Genomic DNA, 21817 nt, shown 5'->3' with positions numbered 1-21817 from the left:
TCTTATGCTTTTAGTCTTGAAAAGACGCGACGAGCATTGTCTTCAAAGATGGCTTGTTTTTGCTCAGCGGATAGCACTGTGTTGTTGTCGATATAACGTTTTGTATCGTCAAAGTAGTGACCTGTTTCTGGGTCAATACCACGTACAGCGCCAATCATTTCAGAGGCAAACAAGATGTTCTTCGTTGGAATAATGTCTAGTAATAGATCAATACCACGCTGATGATAAACACAGGTATCAAAATAAATATTATTTAGAACGCGTTCGGCAAGATCAAAGCCTTGGTCTTGCGCCATGCCACGGAAACGCCCCCAATGGTAAGGAACCGCACCACCGCCATGAGGAATAATGATTTTTAGGTCGGGGAAATCTTTAAAAACATCCGACATCATCAGCTGTTGAAAACCTGTGGTATCAGCACCTAAATAGTGTGAACCAGTCGTGTGGAAGCAATCATTACACGCGGCACTCACGTGAATCATGGCTGGAATATCGTACTCACACATTTTTTCGTAAATAGGATAGAAAGAGCGATCCGCCAAAGACTTATCCTGCCAATAACCACCGCTAGGATCTGGATTAAGGTTAATACCGATAAACCCCATTTCTTCGACAGTACGAACAATCTCACCAACCGATTTAGCCGGATCGACACCAGGAGATTGCGGCAATTGCGCAACAGGGGCAAAGTTTTCGGGGAACAGGTCGCAAACGCGGCGAATCAAATCGTTTTGATGTTCAGTCCAATATTGGCTAGTGTACTCATTACCAATATGGTGTCCCATCCAGCTAGCACGAGGAGAGAAAATAGTTAAATCCGTGCCGCGCTCTTGCTGTAAACGTAGCTGGTTATTGATAATACTGTCGCGAATTTCGTCATCCGAAACAATAACTTTGCCTTTTTCACCAACAAAGGCAGGATCTTTAGCAACCTGCGCTTTTTGCTTATCACGATACTCACCAACACCTGGTGGCGTCGTCGTATAATGTCCATGGCAATCTATAATCATGTCACTACTCTCTATTCTTATTTAAGGTAACAAACGCTGCAAAAAAGAAGACTCGCTGTCGTCGCTAAGTCTTGCTTGTTTTTACAGCCATTCGATCATCATCTAAGGAGAGTATTCTTTATGTACGGACAACTTGGCTATTTCAATTTAGCCGAAAGAGTATTGCATTTTGATATAGAGACTTGGAGAAAACGAGTAACGAACTGGGCTTACTCCTTGAAATTAAAGGCTTTTGAAATAGATAGACTATGTTTATGCATAAAAAAAACCGCTTGCGCGGTTTTTAAAAGTATCCAAGAACCTTTACTTTAAAGTTGGCTCAAAACGTACTCCGCAGAGCTCACTTTGTATTCACCCGGCTCATCCAACCATAACTGCTGAACGATGCCATTCGAGACTAACATGGCATAACGGCGACTGCGAATCCCCATTTTTGCTGCTGAAATATCAAGCTCCAAGCCCATTGAGCAAGTAAACTCAGCCAAGCCATCCGCTGCCATAACAAGTTTTTCAGCGTTATTGGCTTTATCCCATGCGTTCATAACAAAAACATCGTTAACGGAAAGGCAGACTATTTCGTCAATGCCTTTCTCTTTTAAAGCGTCATAATGCACAACATAACCCGGTAAATGGCTAGCGCTGCACGTTGGGGTAAACGCACCAGGAACGGCAAACATCAATACCTTTTTTCCTGAAAAAAACTCGGTGACATCAATTGTTTCAGGCCCTTCTTCCCCCATCACCTGAAACGCACCATGTGGCAACATATCACCAACAAGAATTGACATAGACCGTATCTCCTGAGAATTAAGTTGCTCTCATATTAACGCAACACGTCTTAAAAAAACCATCAAACAATCTTAAATTGACTCAACAACTGTTTTTGATGAGAAGCCAGTTTTGATAATCCCTGACTGTCTTGCTCAGTTTGATCCGCTCCTAAGGTTGCTTCTTCAGACATCTCTGAGATTTCCAACACATTCTGTTTTATTTCTTGCGCTACAGCCGATTGCTCTTCAGCCGCTGTCGCAATTTGCGTACTCAAATCACGAATCTCAGCCATGCTGCCTTGCAATTCAATCAGCGATGCCCCTACCGCTCGAGCTTCTTCAACACTAGAAGTAGCGCTTTGACGGCTCTCTTCCATACTGCCAACAGTTCTGGTTACGCCATGTTGTAATTGTGCAATAACCGTCTGAATTTCTTCCGTAGAGCTGTGCGTTCGAGTCGCCAAAGTCCGAACTTCATCGGCAACAACCGCAAAACCTCGACCTTGCTCGCCAGCACGAGCCGCTTCAATAGCCGCGTTCAATGCCAACAAGTTCGTCTGCTCTGCGATGCCTTGAATCACCTCTAAAATACGATCAATGCTTTTCGAGTGTTCATCAAGCTCATTCACCACGGTTGTGGAGGCTTCAATTTGTTTGAGAAGGTGTTCGATTTTATGAATATTAGTATCCATTTGCTCACGGTTTTGACTGGCTCTTTCATCAACCGATTGAATCTGACGTAAAATCACTTCCGAGCTTTGTGCGACTTGATCCACCGTAGACACCATCTCGGACATAGAGGAAGCCACTTCCGTCGTTCTTTCATTTTGCGCACTCATCAAACGCTTAGAGTCACTCGCCAACCGAACATTGCTGCCAGCAGATTCCGCTACTTCATTCGATGCTTGGTCAATTTCAGACATCACCGTCTGCAGTTTCGCCACCAGCCCGTTCACCCAATTAGATAATTCACCAAACTCATCTTTGGTTTTTACTCTACTGCGCTGGGTAAAATCGCCATCGGCAATCTTTCCAAGTACCGACATCACTTCTTTTAGTGGCAGACGAATACTACGGCTTACCCACATCGCTACCAGTACAGCAATAATCACAGAAATAACGAGCACGGCCTGAATAATCAAAGTAGACAAAGACGCGGCATCATTTGCTTCCTGTTTTGCGGTCTCTCCGATAGAAGAAGCTTCAGCAAGTAACTCTTGTACAGAGGCATTCACCACATCCATTCTGTCTGATAATTGCTTAGCAAGCACTTCAGACTCTTGGACTAAGCTGGCATTTTTGTAAAACTTAGCGATTACCCCACCATCAGAGATAACGCCCGTCTCAATCTCGCTTACCAACTCATTAATATTGTCATCTTTTAGGTACGGTTGCTTATCTTTCAGGCTGGAAATAATCGACGCCATTGAATCTCGAAGCCCTTGCATTCTCTCTAAGCTGCGCAGATCAAGATAGTCATTCACAGTCACCTGTAGGCTTTCCACTTGGCTATGCATATAAGAAGCGGCAAATTGAATTTCAGGAGTATCCCCATCCGATACCAACAGCTCTAAGTCCTCTGCTGCAAATAAGATGGAGTCCTTTAGATCAAGTTTCTCATTTGGAATCACAGCCTGTAGCTGCAACATTGTTTTATGATTAGAGAAAGCGATATCGGTCAAACTGAAAAAATCCGTTACCTCTGTATTGATTTTTTCCAAGACGCTGCGCATAGCAGGCAAATCTTGCAACTGAGTAGCAAGTTGCTCTGAAACATCATTAAAGCTTTGTTTATAATTCAAAAAACGTTCTGATAAGCTCTCTAATGAATCTGGTGATTTACTCAATAAGTACTGTAATACCGCCGCATTAGATAAATTTAAATCGTCTTTTAAAGCATTACTGGTCGATGAGATAGACGCAACATTACCTGTCACGACATCCAGCCTGTCTTCAATCTTATTGATCCCAAAAAAACCCGATGCGGCGATCATCAATAAGAGCAATAACAAAATACCAAAGCCAAACAGAATCCTTTGGATTACGGATAACGACATAAATCGACCTCTAAATAAAAGCTAATGTATTTCTTGCCTGCGCGCACGTAAGAGCACATACAAAACAATCAAAATTGACCAATCATACAGGAAAAAGATAACAATTTACTTACAATTAGTAACACCATGAAATCTTAAAACTGACTTAATGCAAATAAACTTACTTAACGAGTGATCCGCTCCTCCATTGATTTCTTTCAATCCGCCAATCTGGTAAATTTACTGCCTCTCATTTTGAATTCGACCTGCGCTTTATGGATTGCCCCTTATACGAAAAAATTGCTAACCAGATTGAACAACAAGTTCATGAAGGTATTTTCTTACCTGGAGCAAAAATCCCATCGGTTCGTAAATCCAGCAAACAAATGGAAGTCAGTGTCGCTACTGTTCTACAGGCTTATAGCTTGTTAGAAGATCGCGGTGTCATCAAAGCTCGCCCTCAAAAAGGCTACTTTGTTCAAGAGAACCAATTACAACAAAAAGAACCTGCAAAAATCACACCGACCCAGAACGACGCGAGCATTCACACGTTATTGCGCCGTTTGCTTCACGCGTCACAAAATGACGACATCATTCAATTCGGTGCTGCGATTCCGAAAAGCCAGTTCTTGCCCATCCGACAGTTGCAACGTTCAGTTGGTCGCTTAATGCGCTTAGAGCCAGAAATATGTGCAGCCTATGAATTCACTCCAGGCTCTCTGAACTTACGCCGTCAAATCGCGATAAGAATGCTAGACAGCGGTTGCCAGTTACAACCAGACGACATCACCATCACCCTTGGCTGTCAAAATGCCTTAATGCTGTCATTGCAGGCTGTCGCCAAAGCAGGCGACACGATCGCCATCGAAAGTCCCGCTTATCATGGCGTACTCCAAGCCATTGAAGTGTTAAATTTAAAAGCCGTTGAAATCCCTTGCCATGCTGAAACAGGGATAGACTTAGACGTATTAGAGAATGCGGCCAAAGAATGGGATATCAAAGCCTGTATTGTTACACCCAATAACCAGAATCCGATTGGCGCAACACTGAGCCATCAAGCAAGACAACGCCTAATTCAACAATCTGTACAGTTTGGCTTTACACTCATTGAAGACGACGTGTACGGAGAGTTGAGTTACAAAGACAAACGTGAACGCGCATTGAAAGCAGACGACATCAATAACACGGTTATTTACTGCAGTTCATTTTCCAAAAGTATTGCTCCAGGATTCCGCATTGGTTGGATCGTTGGCGGTCAATTCCAAGCTAAGATAGAACATTATGCCTACGTGCAATCTCTTGCGATTCCAACACTGACTCAAACCGCCATCGCCAACTTTCTCGAAAATGGCGCATACGACCGTCATTTGCGTAAAACCAGACAAACCTACCAAGATAACCTGCTTCGTTGCCAAGCGATCATTCGCGAGCACTTCCCAGTAGGCACAACCTCTTCACACCCTAAAGGTGGGTTCCTACTATGGGTGACGCTCCCAAGCTCAGTAAACGCCATGACGCTACACGTCCAAGCGCTAGAAAAAAACATAGGTCTATTACCCGGCTTAGCCTTCAGTTTAACCGCCCAATTTGACCATCATTTCAGACTAAATTACGCACTCACTTGGGACAATAAAACCGACTCCGCACTAAAAGAATTAGGCAAACTTTGCCAACAGCAGTTAAGCTAAACGTTACGAGTTATAAAAACAGGGCAATCCCGTACGCTGGGGGCAATACAGAGCAATCACTTATATAAGTAAAAGTTATGATTTTGCCTCAACACATCTTAAAATTCGTCTGTACAGGCAGAGCAAAAAGCGTACAATTCCCATTCTTTTTTAAACACTCTGCCACATTGGCCGATAACATAAATATCTGAAATAGTAGCTGGCTTGTTGCGATGGAATTTGTTGCACATCCGAAAGATCTTCCTTTAGAAATTACACTAATAGAAGATCAACCCTTCCCTCCCATTAGTGAAGAAAGAGTTGGGTTTGTCGGTATCACATATGTTGCCCTTCGTCCGTTTGATAATGGACGATCAGTAAGAATTACATTGGAAGAAATTGACCCAAATTTTTGCGTGTCTGGCCGTGTAGTTTGGTGCAACAAAAAAGATGACGGTTACCACATCGCCATCGAGTTTCCGACCAAAGAAGAATGTTACTGTGTTCGCATGATAGAGCAGCTTTCCCAGATAGAGCATTATCGACGCCAAGAAAAAATCCAAGGTCGACGACTAAACTACAATGAAGCCGCCGCCGAATGGATACAGAAATTCGCCGCAAGTTTCCCTGCGTTTGTTATTTAATTCTTCTACTTAGAAGACCCAACTCAGTAAGACATTATGAAAACTCTTTCTCAAGGTGATATTGACATCATCACAGCACAGCTCGGACGCACCCCGAGTGGAATAAGTGCGATTGCACACTATTCGCCTAACGGTATTCCGCAAGTATTAGAAATGGAAACCTGGGTTTTCGACCAGCCCTTCCCTACTCTGTATTGGCTTTCCAGCAAAGCCATAGACAAAGCCTTGGCAAAAATAGAAAGCCGCGGTGTTGTAAAAGAACTTGAACAGCGAATCAAGGAAGACGAAGCATTACGAGAAGCCCATCATGCTTCCCACCGCGATTACATTGCCAGACGCTGGGCCGTAATGAGCGATGAACACAAAGCTATTATTGAAGAAAAAGGCTTCAAGCCTCTGTTTGATAAACTTGGCATTGGCGGTATCGCTAATTGGGACCAAGTGCGTTGTCTACATATGCAATACGCCCATCATTTAGCGGGCAACAATGTGATTGGCCGCATCTTAGATGAAGAATACGGCATGAAGGCTATTGCTGACGCTGAGTAACTTGGCTAAAAATTACCAATAAAAAAGGGGAACAGACAAATATCTGTTCCCCTTTTTTTAAAGGCTTAAGCTTGCAAGAAAAGGTTATTTTAAGCTTTTGAGAAGCGCTCTTAATTCTTCGGGCGTATTCACTTTAGGCAATACTTCGCGAATACGGTTAAACGCCGCCTGAGCAACCGCTGCACGTTGGGCATAAGTCGTTAACGCACCACCAGTCCAACCAGCCAATTTCACCATTTCATTTTTGAAATTGTTACCGTTAACCCCATGACCACCTAGCTTCATCAAAGCATCTTCGATCTCTAAATAGCTTGGGCGCTCACCACCAAATTTCATAAAATCTTCTTGCTGTACTTCGGCAAACTGCTTTGACATTCTCTCAACCCTTTATAAAAGATATCCTTGTCTTTAAAGTAGCCATAATCACTTAATCGTACAAGCCTAAGAGTGTATTAAATCGTAAAAAACTAGTTACGAGTTCTCACACGATCGACGGCTTTTTGCCAACCTTGATACAATTTATCGCCCGTCCCTTTCTCCATCGTTGGCTCAAAGCGCTTGTCAGCAACCCATAAATCACCCACTTCGTCCAAAGATTTATAAAGACCAACGTGCAAGCCCGCTAAAAACGCCGCTCCTAAAGCGGTGGTTTCTGTCACACAAGGACGCTCTACCGTGATCTCTAATAGATCACTTAAAAACTGCACCATCACATCGTTAATGACCATGCCACCATCAACACGCAACGAGCTAAACGTCGCACCGTCTTGCGCCATAGCACCGACAAGGTCTCGAGTTTGATAGCACACAGAACGCAAACCAGCACTCACTATGTCTGACACACTCGTGTCGCGTGTTAAACCTATCATGGCACCACGCGCATCAGGATCCCAATAAGGCGCTCCTAGACCAGTAAATGCCGGCACCAAATAAACAGAGTCATCGTTTAGTGCTTTTTTCGCCAAACTTTGTGTTTCTTTGGCGTCAGAAAACAATTTCAAACCGTCTCTGAGCCATTGAATGGCAGCGCCAGCCACGAAAATGCTGCCTTCTAGGGCATAAGTCACTTTTCCGTTTAAACGATAACCTACCGTCGTCAGCAACTTATGCTCGGAACGAATGGCGTTGTCACCCGTGTTGAGTATCATGAAACAACCTGTTCCATAAGTACTTTTCACCATACCTGGAGTAAAGCATGCCTGACCAACCAAAGCGGCTTGCTGATCGCCAGCAATACCATTGACTGGTATTTCAGCACCTAGCCAAGATGAATCAATCACACCAAAATCGGCACTGCAATCCATCACTTCAGGAAACAACACATCACCAATACCAAGCAATTCAATTAGCTCATCGTCCCACTCCTGAGTGTGGATATTGAACGCCATGGTTCGAGCCGCGTTGGTGGCATCGGTTTTATGAGATTTGCCATTCGTTAACCGCCACAATAAAAAGCTATCAACGGTCCCAAACGCCAATTTGCCAGCCTGCGCTTTTTCTCTAGCACCTTCAACGTTGTCTAATATCCAACGAATTTTGGTAGCAGAGAAATAAGGGTCAATCAGTAGACCGGTTTTTTCTTGTACCTTTTCGCTCAAACCTTGATCAGTCAGTGTTTGGCAAAAGGAACTTGTGCGGCGGTCTTGCCATACAATCGCATTGTAAACGGGCTTACCTGTTTCAGTGTCCCATAAGATGGTCGTTTCACGCTGATTGGTAATGCCTATTGTTGCTATCGCTTGCGCATCTATGCCTGTATCCTTGAGAACAGACTGACACACAGCTAAAGTAGATGACCAAATGTCTTCTGGGTCATGTTCAACCCAACCGTCGTCAGGGAATATTTGCGGGAACTCTTGTTGGGACTGGCCAACTCGTGAACCTTTCTCATCAAATAAAATAGCCCTAGAACTTGTGGTGCCTTGGTCGATAGCAAGAATATAATGAGTCATGATGAATGCTCTTAGAAGTCACAGTCGCTTGATAGTAAGCGACTTACATTGTTATTTTGTTTTTTGAACATAAATATTCAAATACGAATATCTCTATTAAAAACCAATGAGTACTCGTTTAGCAAGTAGTAACCTTTTTCAGGAGAAGAAAACAACATGGGCCAGCTATCTCGCCAAGACAAAATTGTCGCCATAGTGAAAGAAAAAGGTTATGTAACCATTGACGAATTAGCCAGCCAATTTGCTGTTACGCCGCAAACAATTCGACGCGACATTAATGAGCTAGCCAAAGCCGGCCAAATACGCCGACATCATGGTGGCGCAAGCTATGACTCCAGCACAACAAACGTGGCTTATGCGACTCGACAAATTTTGCAACTCCCTGCAAAAGAGCAAATCGCCAAACGCATCGCTGCTGAAATCCCCAATCATGCCTCTTTGTTTATCAACATCGGTACTACGACCGAAACCGTTGCTCGAGCGCTACTCAACCACCAAGGTTTACAAGTCATCACCAACAACCTTAACGTCGCAGCCATCCTAAGTGGCAAGGAAGATTTTACCGTCATCATCGCTGGCGGCACGGTACGCTCCAGAGATGGTGGTGTTATGGGGGAAGCAACCATCGACTTCATAAACCAATTCCGAGTCGATTTTGGCATCATTGGCATCAGCGGTATCGATCCAAACGACGGCTCTTTGCTGGATTACGATTACCAAGAAGTGCGTGTTGCGCAGAGCATCATTTCTAATTCCCGCACTGTCTTTCTTGCCGCGGATAGTGGAAAGTTCGGTAGAAATGCGGTTGTACGCCTAGGCAATATCACACAAGTCGATAGACTTTTTACGGATGAACAACCACCAAAAGCCATTTTAAAACTCATCAAAGAACACAAAATACGCCTAGAAATATGCTCGCCCAAGTAACCCCTTGGGCAACATAACACCTCATCATCCAGTCCCAGACACTCCCCTTTGCTTGCAAATTAAGTACGAATAATCATCAAAACTTCACAAAGCGTTATTGTCATAAGCCGCTTAGAGGTTTAATATCGAAACTAAATGTTCACTTTCGAACATACACATTCGAATTTAATCGTGAGGCTTTACATGAATCACTCCCATTTCGACCTATTTGTTGTTGGCGGCGGCATTAACGGTACAGGAATCGCTGCAGATGCGGCCGGACGCGGCTTAAATGTTGGCCTTTGTGAAATGGGAGACCTAGCCCATGCAACATCATCGTCAAGCAGTAAGCTAATTCATGGTGGTTTGCGTTATCTTGAGCATTATGAGTTTCGCCTTGTAAAAGAAGCCCTAACAGAGCGAGAAGTATTGTTAAAGGTTGCTCCGCACCTTGTGACTCCTTTGCGCTTTCAAATGCCACACAGACCACATCTACGCCCTGCATGGCTAATTCGCATTGGTTTATTCCTTTATGACAACCTCGGCAAGCGCGAGACTCTTTTAGGTTCGAAAGGCGTTAAATACGGTTCAGACAGCCCATTAAAAGACGATATTAAACAGGGCTTTGAATACTCTGATTGCTGGGTTGACGATGCTCGCCTAGTGGTAACCAACGCCCTAAGCGCTCAACAGAATGGAGCGTCTATTTTTGCGCGTACACGCTGTACCTCTGCAAAACGTGTCGACAGCCAATGGCAAATCACCTTAGAAGATCAAATCACTAAGGAAACGCAAGAAATAACCGCCAAAGCCTTGGTTAACGCTGCGGGTCCATGGGTATCTTCCTTTATCGAAAGCAAAGTCGAAGAAAAAGCACCATACGGAATCCGTATGATCAAAGGCAGCCATATTGTTGTACCTAAAATGTACCAACACTCCAATGCCTTCATCATGCAAAACACCGACAAACGTATTGTGTTCGCTATTCCTTACCGCGAAAATTACACATTACTGGGCACTACGGACGTTGAGTACAAAGGTGATCCAAAAGGTGTGTCGATTTCCGAAGAAGAAACGCAATACATCCTAAAAGTGGCTAACGATCATTTCAAAAAAACGTTAACTCCTGCGGATGTTATCTGGAGCTATTCTGGAGTTCGTCCTTTATTAGAAGACGAATCCTCAGATCCATCAGCGGTAACTCGCGATTACACGCTTCATCTTGATGACCAAAACCATCAGGCACCGTTGCTCAGTATTTTTGGCGGCAAAATCACCACATACCGTAAGCTTGCATTATCAGCAATGAAGAAGCTGACGCCTTATTTTGACAACCTAGGCGATGAGTGGACACACTCAAAACCCTTGCCTGGAGGTGACTTGGGCATGTCTCTTGATGCTTTCGCAATGAAATTGCAACAAGACTACCCATTTATCGGTGCACACCTTGCTCATCGCTTTGCCAATAGCTACGGTTCACTGACTCACACACTATTGAGCAAAGCCAATTCCGAAAGCGACCTTGGTCAACACTTCGGCAATCAGCTTTATCAGGTTGAAGTCGACTATTTGATCGACCACGAGTGGGCACGTTCAGCAGAAGACATTTTATGGCGTCGCACCAAACTTGGCCTTGAATTCACTGCAGACCAAGTCAGTGCATTAGAGAGTTATCTACAAAGCAAGCTATAACCTCTTCTCACACAATATCATCACTAAAGCCTATCTAGCTCATTGTCTAGATAGGCTTTTTTTGATCTACTAGAAAGGAACCCCCTACCCACAACACGCCGCACAGCAGCATCAATAGGAATAAGCACTTCATGGATTTAGTATTTTTCGATCTCTCTATATGGATTTATATTGCTCTGTTTTGCGCCGCTTTTTTTGCCGGCGTTATTGATGCGATAGCAGGCGGAGGCGGACTCATTACGGTTCCTGTTTTATTGGCTGCGGGCCTATCTCCTGCCGAAGCGCTCGCCACGAATAAGCTTCAAGGCTGCGCAGGAACGGTATCAGCGTCCTATCATTTTATTAAAAAAGGGCAAGTTAAGCTGTCAGAAATGTGGCTCTCCATAACAATGACAGCCACTGGAGCAATATTAGGTACTTTATTGGTTTCGTATTTGGACAGCAGTTTGTTGCTCAAAGCGGTTCCTATCATCTTGATCGCTGTCGCCATTTTCTTTTTATTCCTTCCCAAAATTCAGCCATATATTGCCAGCAAATTATCGTTAACCCATATACAGTTTGCGATAATTATCGGCACCAGCATCGGTTTTTATGATGGTTTAATCGGCCCTGGAACTGGCGCTTTCTTTTCAACCGCCTACTTGTGTTTAATGGGACTCACTGTCGTTTCAGCAACCGCTCACACCAAGGTACTCAATGCAACGAGTAACCTGTCATCTTTAGCCATATTTATCTTTAGCGGTCATCTTATTTGGGCTTTAGGCATTGTGATGGGAATAGGACAATGGTTTGGCGCGCAACTAGGCTCTCGCCTTGTGATCACCAAAGGTTCGAAGCTCATTCGCCCAATGGTGATCATTATGTGTTTGGCGATTTCAATCAAATTGTTATTGGATAACTAATTTTTCAACAAGCTAACCAAGCTCGCTCAACATCGTCAGCGCATCACCGGGTGAATATTCATAACATTCTGTCACTAACCAGCGCAGCAACTGCTGAACAGGCTCCCGCTGACGCTGCATCTCAGGGCAGACAAATAAGTAGGCGTGACCTTCGTCTAGAGTCTCATTAAATGGCCGCATTAATCGGCCTTGCTGGATATCATCCATCACCAAGGGGGTTCGCCCTAACGCGACACCCTGACCCGCTACGGCGGCTTGCACAGCCAGATCACCACGGTTAAAACTGATGCCACGGGAAGGCTTGACCCCCTTAGCATTGGCTAATAAAAGCCACTTTTCCCATTCGGCATATGGACTAGAAAAACGCCACTCAGAGTCATCATTTAACAAAGGCATTTGCGCTAACTGATTCGCCTCGCTTAACGAGCGAGCGTGGGCAAAAGCAGGACTACAAACAGGAAACACCTTATCTTTCATTAATGGCACAATGTAGCCTTTTGAACTGTGAACATGGCTATGCACAATGGCCACATCTATACGATCTCGCTGAAAATTCACTTCCCTATCGTTCGCCTGAATTCGCAACTGCAAATCTGGATACGCTTCTTGCAAACTTCCCAATCGAGGAATCAGCCACTTGGTTGCAAAAGAAGGCATCACAGACACTGTCAAAATATTGGAAGTCTCTTCTTCCTGCAATTCAAGAATCAGATCGTTAATCTCAGTAAAACTATGATTCAGCTGCACCGCCAGCCGAACCCCAGCCACAGTCAGCTCCAGTCGACGATGGTAACGAACGAATAAGGTTAAACCTAAACGCTCTTCTAATTGCCGAATTTGTTGGCTAACTGCACCTTGCGTTAAATGCATTTCTTGAGCGGCTTTCGTAAAGCTCAAATGACGTGCAGCAATAGCAAACGTACCCAAACCAGACAAAGGAATAGACTTCATATAAGTCCCACCATAAGACAACCTCAGCTACTGCAAAACCTTCAACTAACTAACCAAGCCTACAATACAGCACAGACTTCTAAGAAAAACGCCCTAGAACAGACAGTGAAAGAACGCTATATGATAGTAATTTCAGGAAAATCACAAAAAAATTAAAAAATATCGAAATTCGATTGCTTCAATAGAAGCCATACAGCGTATTTTGCATTAATTATTCTAATCCAACAAATCAATTTATATCGCTTGTAAGAACAGCTCGAAAAGCTAGAATACGCTCATCTCTTAGGTTGAACAGCGGCCTAATATGTATCGATACAGCCCTAACTGTATCCCCCCTAAATCATGCCCCCACAGTCATGATTTAGGTGAATAACACCATCTCCCACAGGATGATGTTATTCGCAACTGCTAGTTACTTTTTTAAAGCCGGACACTTGTCCGGCTTTTTTTTAGCCTAAATTCACCTAATTAACAGGCAAAAAAAAACGGCGACCCTAAGGCCGCCGTACAACAACACATAAATGTGTTCGGTCATCTCTTCACTTGCTTAAGCTGCTTCATCCTTAAGCAACTCAGCACTCATAAAATTTGCTTGTGCCAGTTTCTCCATCAAGCGAACAACCTGACAGCTGTAACCGTACTCATTGTCGTACCAAACATACAAGATCGCTTGATTGTCGCGCACCTTAGTTGATAAAGAATCGACTACGCCCGCTTGCTGAGAACCGATAAAATCAGAGCTGACAGCATCGGCTTCATCACTGTAACCAATCTGTCCCGTCAGCTCAGCACTCGCTGATGCGGCTTTCAACAATTGATTGATCTCATCAACAGAAGTGGCTGATTTAAGGTTCAGGCTCAGTACTGCAATAGACACATTAATCACTGGAACACGAATCGCACTGCCACTTAGCTTACCTTCTAAAGAAGGAATCGCTTTAGATACCGCTTTTGCAGCGCCGGTTTCAGTCATCACCATATTCATTCCGGCAGCGCGTCCACGACGATCACCTTTGTGAATATTATCAATTAGATTTTGGTCATTGGTGTAGGCGTGAACCGTTTCAACATGGCCCGATACGATGCCGAATTTTTCTTCAAGTACAGACAAGATAGGCGTAATCGCATTTGTCGTACAAGACGCGGCAGACACAATACGATCCTGATCCGTGACATCGCCATCGTTAACGCCAAAGACGATATTCTTCATCTCTTTACCTGGCGCCGTTAGCACAACACGCTCAATACCAGGACGATTCAAGTGAACACTCAAACCATCGTGATCGCGCCAGCGGCCTGTATTATCAACCAACAAAGCATTGTTAATACCGTGAGCTTGGTAATCCACTTCAGCAGGGTCTGATGCGTAGATAACTTTTACTGGCGAACCATTAATAATCAAAGATTGGTTTGCTTCATCAACTTTAACCAGTCCGTCATAAGTGCCATGGACAGAATCGTACTTAAGCAGGCTAGCACGCTTCGCAAGATCGTTATCGCAAGCCTTACGCACAACGATAGCAGCAAGTGACATGCCTGGAGTTGTGTGACCAAGAGTACACATACGACGCGCAAGCAATCGACCAATGCGGCCAAAACCATAAAGCACAACTGGAGTTTCAGAACCATCAGTGGATTGGTTCGCCAATACGGTTGCAACATCCGCCTCTGCAATCAAAGACTCTAGCTCAACCACCGTATTAGAAACGTCGCTTGCCAATACTTGCTCTAACACTTGATAGACTTGAACAAGGTCTAATTCAGGATGCTGATCGAATGCAGCCATCAGTCCAGTAACAGAATCCGCCATTAAGGTGTTGCCTGCTAGTTGAACTTTTACCGCTTTCTCACGACCTAGTTTACCCAAAAGAGGAATCATAGATTCTGCTTGTGAAAGTGCCTGTAACCAAGTGCTTGTCATTTTCTGCCCCCGAAAAAAGACTTTGTTGTATCAATATGGGCGCAGTCTAACGGCAGAATGGGACAAAAACAAATTGTAAGAAGACTACAAAAAACCTTTAAAATCGGGACTTTAGAGCGTTTTTTTATAGAAATAACGAAATAAACAGAAGGGTCTAGAAACTTTACTACATAATCCCGACTTTTAATGGCATATCACTCAGAACAACGGGATTATGTGGTAATTGGGCAACAAAAACTGACAGGAACTTTCATGAATTATTTTACAAATGACGCTTTCTTTCAGCCAAAATCCCCAAAATACAAAAGCATAAGAAGACAAAAGCAGGCCGATAGACAAAATCGATACGTGTAATTCCCCAATAAACCAGAGGCTGACTCCACAAGGTTAACAAGCCATAACCAAATGTACACATAAGAATAAACGCCGATACCCTAGCGATAAAAACCCAAGAAGATACCCATCGCTTCAAAATGCCATTCACCTTGTCGCCATAAACCACCAAACAGGTCGCCACCAGCGCCAAAGAAATATCTTGTAAGTGAGGTTGAATGAAATGCGCTAAACGAAGGTTGAGATCTAAAATAAACATATACAGCTAACTACACCGAGAACAAGGCAGAATAAATTCCATTATTTTCTATTAGACAAGGCTTCTACATCAATTTTGTTAGAACGAGTCATGACTTCTGGCTGCTCATCCACATACAAAATAGACACATCATAGGTCGTATTACGAAGATTGATTGTCGTCCCATCTCGAAAGCTCCATGTCGAACGCCCCAAGCCATTCTTCAAAGACCCTTCAGTAGGAACGCCGTACTTACGTCCCAATAACTCACCTAAGTTTTTCCGTTTCTCACTACTTTCTACCACGCCCGATAACAGCACTTGGCTAACGTATTTAGAACTGTTGAAATAAATCGTGGCGTTCGTTACACCTAAAATACCTTCGGGACCTAAGCTATAGCTTACAATACCAGGTTTATAGGAAGGATAACTTTGCAGCCCCATACTCTCTAACCGAGACTCTAACTTAGCCAATGACAATCCGTTCACAGGCAAGCCAAACAGTTCCGCCACATCTGAAGATGTTGCACTTTCGTTTGTTTCTGCCATAGCAAAAACCGGTTTACTCACTAAAGCAACCAAAGCAAACGCCATCCACATTGGAGCCACTTTTCTAGGCATTAATCATCTCAATTTAAAGTCTTAATTCAGTTTATCAGGCAAAATCAGTCAAAGCTGATATATAATATCACACTATAAGCGCCTCCATTTCAAGAAGCGCTAGCACTTTATTTTCAGAGGTAATCAATGGCACTTGTAATTGGCATTACTGGCGTTTCCGGAAGTGGAAAAAGCCGACTATGTTCCCTATTGGCAGAAGACCAAGGCGATAAAATCACCGTATTATGCCAAGACAGTTTTTATAATGGCTGCGGCAGCATCGACCCTGACGTATACAATTTCGACGACCTTAGCTCGCTCGATCTAGAAAGCATCACCCTTGCTATTCACAATTGCAAAAATCGTCAACAGCCTAACGAAATCCCAGTTTACGACCACTCTCAACACAAACGCGTTGGTTATCGTAACCTTGATCCAACTCATGTCGTGCTTGTCGAAGGTCACATGATGTTCCAAGACGCAGCAATTCGTGATGCCGTAGATTACCTGCTTTACGTTGACACCGACATGGACATTGCCATCGTACGTCGACTAAAACGCGATATCGCAGAGCGCGGTCGCGATGTAAACGAAGTTACCAGCCGATACATGCGACACGTTCGCCAAGCGTCCCTAAAGACCATCGACATTCGCAGCAAAGCGGACTTTATTATTCCAAACAATAAAAGCTTCACCAATGCCGCTAGCTTATTACGTAACTACATCGACTATCTATTAAAAGAAAAAGGCGCCAAATAGGCGCCTTCTGGCTACACAGTCAAAAACAGATTATCCATTCCCTCCTCGTCACACCCTGCCAACATTGCGCCATCCACAACAAGATCGTCGATTTATGCACAGGAACGTGTCGCGCCTAGTCATTCCAATACCCTTAAAATAAGTAAGGATATAGCCATAATTATAACGGTGAAAAAGGCGCGCCTAAACGCCCGACTGGAATCACCGAACTAGCGAGAGAAGCCACATCAACTAGGCTTTTATAGAGGACCACTCTAATGAATCAAAACGATCTGTTAAACATGCGTTACGCGACTATTCAAGAAGCTCGCACAGAAATGTCAACATTGCTTGAGGCACGTCCAGCAAACTACTCGCTGGACGCACCACTTTACAACGACCCACATATGTTCCGCGTCGATGTGGAAGAAGTATTCCAGAAAGAATGGCTATTTGTTGGCATGACCAGTGAAATACCAAAGCGTGGCGACTATTTCACTGTTGAGATCGCACAAAACCCAATCCTTATTGTTCGCGACGCTGACGGTTCAGTTAATGCATTCCACAATACCTGCCGCCATCGTGGGTCTCGAATCTGCCTAGAACATCGTGGTAAAGCAGCGAATCTAGTATGCCCTTATCATCAGTGGACATACGACCTAAAAGGAAGCCTACTGTTTGCAGGCTCTGAGATGGGCGATAGCTTCGATAAATCCAAGCATGGATTAAAAAAAGCACACTGTAAAACCGCTGGCGGCTTCATATTTATTGCGCTAGGCAAAGAAGAGCCTCAAGGTGATTTCGACGAATTCCTTGCTACTCTGGAAGAATACATGTCACCTTACGATGTAGAAAACACCAAGCTAGCGGTAGAATCCAGCATGTACGAAAAGGCCAACTGGAAACTCGTACTCGAAAACAACCGTGAGTGTTATCACTGTGTTGGCAGCCATCCAGAACTACTAAACACCATCCTCGAATGGGACGACACAAACGACCCAAGAGCACCGCAAGACTTTCTCGACCACTACGCAGAACAAGCTGCCAAATGGGACGCTGAAGGCATTCCCCACCAGCACCGTAGCTTCGGTCCAGGCAAACGCAACCGCATTGTTCGTATGCCTCTGAAGAAAGGCACAAAAGTCATGACCATCGACGGTGAAGCAGGCTGCAAAAAATTACTTGGTAACATCAAAAACCCAGAACTAGGGTCAATGCGAATTTTGCACTTACCGAATTCTTGGAACCACATGCAATCCGATCACTTTATTGTCTTTCGCGTGCTACCGATTTCAGCACAAGAATCTATGGTGACAACAAAATGGTTCGTGCACAAAGATGCAGTAGAAGGCGAAGACTACGATCCAGAGCGTCTACGTCAAGTTTGGGACGCCACCAACGATCAAGACAGAGTGCTTGGTGAGGAAAATCAACGGGGAATCAATTCGATAGGTTATCAACCTGGCCCATATTCTGAAACGTTTGAATTCGGTGTAATGAACTTCCTAGAGTGGTACACCCAAACAATTCAAAAAAACCTTCAAAAATAACCCAACGCAAGACAATAAAAAAAGGCGCCAAAACCAGCGCCTTTTTTATATTGCATAAGCCGTAACTAGCTATTTTTTGATGTCATCAAAAAAACGTTTTACGCCATCAAACCAGCTTTTTTGCTTAGGCGAATGGTCTGTACCTTCACCCATGCTATCAGCCAATTCCGTAAGCAACTCTTTTTGACGAGCAGTAAGGTTAACCGGTGTTTCAACAACCGCCTTACAAATCAAATCACCTACTGGTCCGCCACGAACAGGTTTAACACCCTTGTTACGCAAACGGAACAACTTACCTGACTGACACTCAGGGGTAACTTTTAATCGCACACGGCCATCCAGTGTAGGAACATCAATTTCGCCACCCAATGCTGCGGTAGTGAAACTAATCGGCACTTCACAATACAGATTCGCCCCATCGCGCTCAAAAATAGCATGCTGCTTAACGGACACTTGAACAAACAAGTCGCCAGCAGGACCGCCATGTGTTCCAGCTTCACCCTCACCTGACAAACGAATACGATCGCCAGTATCAACGCCCGCAGGAATCTTAACATTCAGTGTTTTATATTCCTGAACACGGCCTTGGCCATGACAATTTTTACAAGGATCACTGATTACTTGGCCCTGACCATGACACTCTGGACACGCTTGCTGTACAGAGAAAAAGCCCTGTGACATACGCACTTGACCAGCGCCACCACAAGTTCCACACGTTTTTGGAGAGGAGCCTTTTTTCGCACCAGAGCCATCACACGTTTTACAACCAACCAGCGTTGGAATGCGAATTTTTTCTTCGCAGCCCCAGACAGCTTGCTCAAGATCTAGCTCTAGTGTGTAGCGTAGGTCTGAACCACGACGCGTACGGCTTTGACCGCCACCACCGCCGCCAAAAATATCGCCAAAAACATCACCAAAAATGTCGCTAAAGCCACCGGCACCACCGCCGTAACCGCCACCAGCCTGACCATTTACGCCTTCATGCCCAAATCGATCATAGGCAGCACGCTTATCATCAGAAGACAGTACTTCGTACGCTTCAGCCAGCTCTTTAAACTTATCAAGCGCTTCTGGGTTATCTGGGTTTTTGTCTGGATGGTACTTATTCGCTAAAGAACGATAAGCTTTTTTAATCTCTTTCTTATCCGCACTCTTGGCGACACCAAGAACGTCGTAATAGTCTCTTTTGCTCATCGCAGGCATTCCTGAATTTTGAAAAGTCTGAATTTAAAAGTCTTCTTTATCTAAGATGGCAGAGCCGAAAAACGTCAGAATAAAACCATGCCGCTAAGCGCTCATCAATCGAAGATAGTGTAAACAGCAAAGCACGGTTCAAAACCGTGCTTGCCATAAACCGCCCCATCAATAGAGGCAAAATAAGTGTTTAACGCTTATTTTTTATCGTCTTTTACTTCTTCGAACTCTGCATCAACAGCGTCGTCCTGAGACTTAGCTTGCTCGCCTTCGCCTGCTGGTTGTTCAGCCGCTTCAGCATCGGCATACATCTTCTGAGCCAAAGAACCAGACGCTTGAGTCAACGCATTGGTTTTCTCTTCGATCTTCTCTTTGTCGTTAGACGTTAGTGCTTCTTCAAGTTCTGTGATCGCAGTTTCAATCGCTTCTTTCTCTTCCGCTGTTGCTTTATCGCCAGCATCAGTCAAGGTTTTACGAGTAGCGTGAATCATGCCGTCAGCTGTGTTACGAACTTGTACAAGCTCTTCGAACTTACGGTCTTCTTCCGCGTTCGCTTCAGCGTCTTGAACCATTTTTTCTACTTCTTCATCGCTTAGGCCAGAAGAAGACTTGATTACGATAGACTGCTCTTTACCAGTCGCTTTGTCTTTCGCAGAAACGCTCAAGATACCGTTGGCATCGATGTCGAAGCTTACTTCGATTTGTGGCACACCACGTGGAGCAGGTGGAATGTCAGCCAAGTCGAAACGACCTAGAGATTTGTTCTGAGCCGCTTGCTTACGCTCACCCTGCAATGCGTGGATAGTTACCGCATTTTGGTTGTCTTCTGCTGTAGAGAACGTCTGAGATTTCTTCGTTGGGATCGTTGTGTTTTTCTCGATCAACGTAGTCATCACACCACCCATAGTCTCGATACCTAGAGACAGAGGCGTAACGTCTAGAAGAAGAACGTCTTTCACATCACCAGAAAGTACCGCACCTTGAATAGATGCACCGATTGCAACAGCTTCGTCTGGGTTCACGTCTTTACGTGGCTCTTTACCGAAGAATTCCGTTACTTTCGCTTGTACTAGTGGCATACGAGTTTGACCACCAACCAAGATAACTTCGTCGATATCAGAAGCAGAAAGATCCGCATCTTTTAGAGCTTGACGGCAAGGCTCAAGAGACTTCAACACTAGCTCTTCAACCAAAGACTCCAACTTAGAACGAGTCAATTTAACGTTCAAGTGTTTAGGGCCTGTTGCATCAGCAGTGATGTAAGGCAAGTTAACTTCTGTCTGAGAAGAAGAAGACAACTCAACTTTCGCTTTCTCACCCGCTTCTTTCAAACGTTGTAGCGCTAGTGGATCGTTGTGTAGATCGATACCAGACGATTTCTTAAATTCAGCTGCTAGGTATTCGATAACGCGCATGTCGAAATCTTCACCACCTAGGAAAGTATCACCGTTTGTAGACAATACTTCGAATTGTTTCTCGCCATCTACGTCAGCGATTTCGATGATAGAGATATCGAATGTACCACCACCAAGGTCATAAACCGCAACAGTAGAATCGCCAGAGCTCTTGTCTAGACCGTAAGCCAAGGCAGCCGCTGTTGGCTCGTTGATAATACGTTTAACTTCAAGACCTGCGATTTTACCCGCATCTTTTGTTGCTTGACGCTGAGAATCGTTAAAGTAAGCAGGTACAGTGATAACCGCTTCTGTTACTTTCTCGCCTAGGTAGTCTTCTGCAGTTTTCTTCATTTTCTTAAGAACTTCAGCAGAGATTTGTGGTGGCGCTTTCTTGTCGCCTTTCACTTCTACCCACGCATCACCATTGTCTGCACTGATGATTTTGTAAGGCACCATAGAGATGTCTTTTTGTACAACGTCATCTTTAAATTTACGACCGATCAAACGCTTAACCGCGAACAAAGTGTTTGTTGGGTTAGTTACTGCTTGACGCTTAGCTGATTGACCTACTAATACTTCGCCATCTTCTGCAAATGCAACGATGGAAGGAGTGGTGCGATCGCCTTCAGCGTTTTCAATAACGCGCGCTTTTTCGCCATCCAACACAGCAACACAAGAGTTCGTTGTACCTAAGTCAATACCAATGATTCTACCCATGGTTTGTATCTCCAATAAATTCGTTTATAACAATGATAATTCTGTATTTGG

Annotated in this window: 19 protein-coding genes; 8 read left to right on the top strand and 11 right to left on the bottom strand. The window is 44.2% G+C overall.

Annotated elements, in window-relative coordinates; all coding sequences use genetic code 11:
- Positions 1–2: 2 nt before the first annotated feature.
- The 3 genes from C1X04_RS02705 to C1X04_RS02695 form a co-directional block, all read right to left on the bottom strand.
- The gene (locus C1X04_RS02705) at positions 3–1010 is read right to left on the bottom strand and encodes an amidohydrolase family protein (protein WP_110576019.1); all 1008 of its coding nucleotides are present in this window, start codon (positions 1008–1010) and stop codon (positions 3–5) included.
- 308 nt (positions 1011–1318) lie between these two features.
- Positions 1319–1798 carry a peroxiredoxin gene (locus tag C1X04_RS02700; RefSeq protein ID WP_137169109.1) on the bottom strand — a complete coding sequence of 160 codons (480 nt, stop codon included), beginning with the start codon at positions 1796–1798 and terminating at the stop codon, positions 1319–1321.
- A gap of 62 nt (positions 1799–1860) precedes the next feature.
- Entirely contained in the window at positions 1861–3837 is a 1977-nt protein-coding gene (locus tag C1X04_RS02695; protein WP_137169108.1) for a methyl-accepting chemotaxis protein, read from the bottom strand.
- Positions 3838–4091: 254 nt separating this feature from the next.
- Between C1X04_RS02695 and C1X04_RS02690 the strand changes: the two genes are divergently transcribed.
- From C1X04_RS02690 to C1X04_RS02680, 3 genes are all read left to right on the top strand, one after another.
- Complete coding sequence (locus tag C1X04_RS02690; RefSeq protein ID WP_110576031.1) at positions 4092–5504, top strand: PLP-dependent aminotransferase family protein; 1413 nt, start codon at positions 4092–4094, stop codon at positions 5502–5504.
- A 212-nt stretch (positions 5505–5716) separates the two neighbouring features.
- Positions 5717–6127, top strand: coding sequence for a PilZ domain-containing protein (locus C1X04_RS02685; RefSeq protein ID WP_110576033.1), 411 nt, complete (start codon positions 5717–5719; stop codon positions 6125–6127).
- A 36-nt stretch (positions 6128–6163) separates the two neighbouring features.
- Positions 6164–6676, top strand: a complete 513-nt coding sequence (locus tag C1X04_RS02680) for a DUF501 domain-containing protein (RefSeq protein ID WP_110576035.1) — start codon at positions 6164–6166, stop codon at positions 6674–6676.
- 84 nt (positions 6677–6760) lie between these two features.
- Here the strand turns inward: C1X04_RS02680 and C1X04_RS02675 are convergent, their stop codons facing one another.
- Both C1X04_RS02675 and glpK read right to left on the bottom strand, forming a co-directional pair.
- Positions 6761–7051 (bottom strand): hypothetical protein, encoded by a 291-nt coding sequence (locus tag C1X04_RS02675; protein ID WP_110576037.1) that lies wholly within the window; start codon positions 7049–7051, stop codon positions 6761–6763.
- A 92-nt stretch (positions 7052–7143) separates the two neighbouring features.
- The gene (gene glpK, locus C1X04_RS02670) at positions 7144–8628 is read right to left on the bottom strand and encodes a glycerol kinase GlpK (RefSeq protein WP_110576039.1); all 1485 of its coding nucleotides are present in this window, start codon (positions 8626–8628) and stop codon (positions 7144–7146) included.
- Between the two features lie 156 nt (positions 8629–8784).
- On the opposite strand from glpK, the gene C1X04_RS02665 reads away from it, so the two are divergent.
- From C1X04_RS02665 to C1X04_RS02655, 3 genes are all read left to right on the top strand, one after another.
- Complete coding sequence (locus C1X04_RS02665; protein WP_110576041.1) at positions 8785–9555, top strand: DeoR/GlpR family transcriptional regulator; 771 nt, start codon at positions 8785–8787, stop codon at positions 9553–9555.
- Positions 9556–9738: 183 nt separating this feature from the next.
- The gene (glpD, locus tag C1X04_RS02660; protein WP_110576043.1) at positions 9739–11226 is read left to right on the top strand and encodes a glycerol-3-phosphate dehydrogenase; all 1488 of its coding nucleotides are present in this window, start codon (positions 9739–9741) and stop codon (positions 11224–11226) included.
- 131 nt (positions 11227–11357) lie between these two features.
- The gene (locus C1X04_RS02655) at positions 11358–12128 is read left to right on the top strand and encodes a TSUP family transporter (RefSeq protein WP_110576045.1); all 771 of its coding nucleotides are present in this window, start codon (positions 11358–11360) and stop codon (positions 12126–12128) included.
- Between the two features lie 12 nt (positions 12129–12140).
- Here C1X04_RS02655 and gcvA read toward each other — a convergent pair whose 3' ends face one another.
- The 4 genes from gcvA to C1X04_RS02635 all read right to left on the bottom strand — a co-directional run bounded on the left by gcvA (position 12141) and on the right by C1X04_RS02635 (position 16191).
- Positions 12141–13079 carry a transcriptional regulator GcvA gene (gene gcvA, locus C1X04_RS02650; RefSeq protein WP_137169107.1) on the bottom strand — a complete coding sequence of 313 codons (939 nt, stop codon included), beginning with the start codon at positions 13077–13079 and terminating at the stop codon, positions 12141–12143.
- A gap of 547 nt (positions 13080–13626) precedes the next feature.
- Positions 13627–15000, bottom strand: coding sequence for a glyceraldehyde-3-phosphate dehydrogenase (locus C1X04_RS02645; protein WP_110576048.1), 1374 nt, complete (start codon positions 14998–15000; stop codon positions 13627–13629).
- Positions 15001–15262: 262 nt separating this feature from the next.
- Positions 15263–15592, bottom strand: coding sequence for a DUF3392 domain-containing protein (locus tag C1X04_RS02640; RefSeq protein ID WP_110576050.1), 330 nt, complete (start codon positions 15590–15592; stop codon positions 15263–15265).
- A 41-nt stretch (positions 15593–15633) separates the two neighbouring features.
- Complete coding sequence (locus C1X04_RS02635) at positions 15634–16191, bottom strand: uridine kinase (RefSeq protein ID WP_110576053.1); 558 nt, start codon at positions 16189–16191, stop codon at positions 15634–15636.
- 126 nt (positions 16192–16317) lie between these two features.
- Between C1X04_RS02635 and C1X04_RS02630 the strand changes: the two genes are divergently transcribed.
- On the top strand, positions 16318–16929 hold the full coding sequence (locus C1X04_RS02630; RefSeq protein WP_110576055.1) for a uridine kinase: 612 nt from the start codon (positions 16318–16320) through the stop codon (positions 16927–16929).
- 257 nt (positions 16930–17186) lie between these two features.
- Complete coding sequence (locus C1X04_RS02625; RefSeq protein WP_137169106.1) at positions 17187–18458, top strand: aromatic ring-hydroxylating dioxygenase subunit alpha; 1272 nt, start codon at positions 17187–17189, stop codon at positions 18456–18458.
- Between the two features lie 69 nt (positions 18459–18527).
- Here C1X04_RS02625 and dnaJ read toward each other — a convergent pair whose 3' ends face one another.
- Together dnaJ and dnaK are read right to left on the bottom strand one after the other, a co-directional pair.
- Positions 18528–19652 carry a molecular chaperone DnaJ gene (gene dnaJ / locus C1X04_RS02620; RefSeq protein WP_137169105.1) on the bottom strand — a complete coding sequence of 375 codons (1125 nt, stop codon included), beginning with the start codon at positions 19650–19652 and terminating at the stop codon, positions 18528–18530.
- Positions 19653–19849: 197 nt separating this feature from the next.
- Positions 19850–21766, bottom strand: a complete 1917-nt coding sequence (dnaK, locus tag C1X04_RS02615) for a molecular chaperone DnaK (protein ID WP_110576061.1) — start codon at positions 21764–21766, stop codon at positions 19850–19852.
- Positions 21767–21817: the final 51 nt, after the last annotated feature.

It is taken from the genome of Marinomonas sp. FW-1, assembly GCF_005222245.1.
GTDB classification, from domain to species: domain Bacteria; phylum Pseudomonadota; class Gammaproteobacteria; order Pseudomonadales; family Marinomonadaceae; genus Marinomonas; species Marinomonas alcarazii.
The sequence above is the reverse complement of the archived record's forward strand: the minus strand, read 5'-3'. Positions and strand labels throughout refer to the sequence as shown.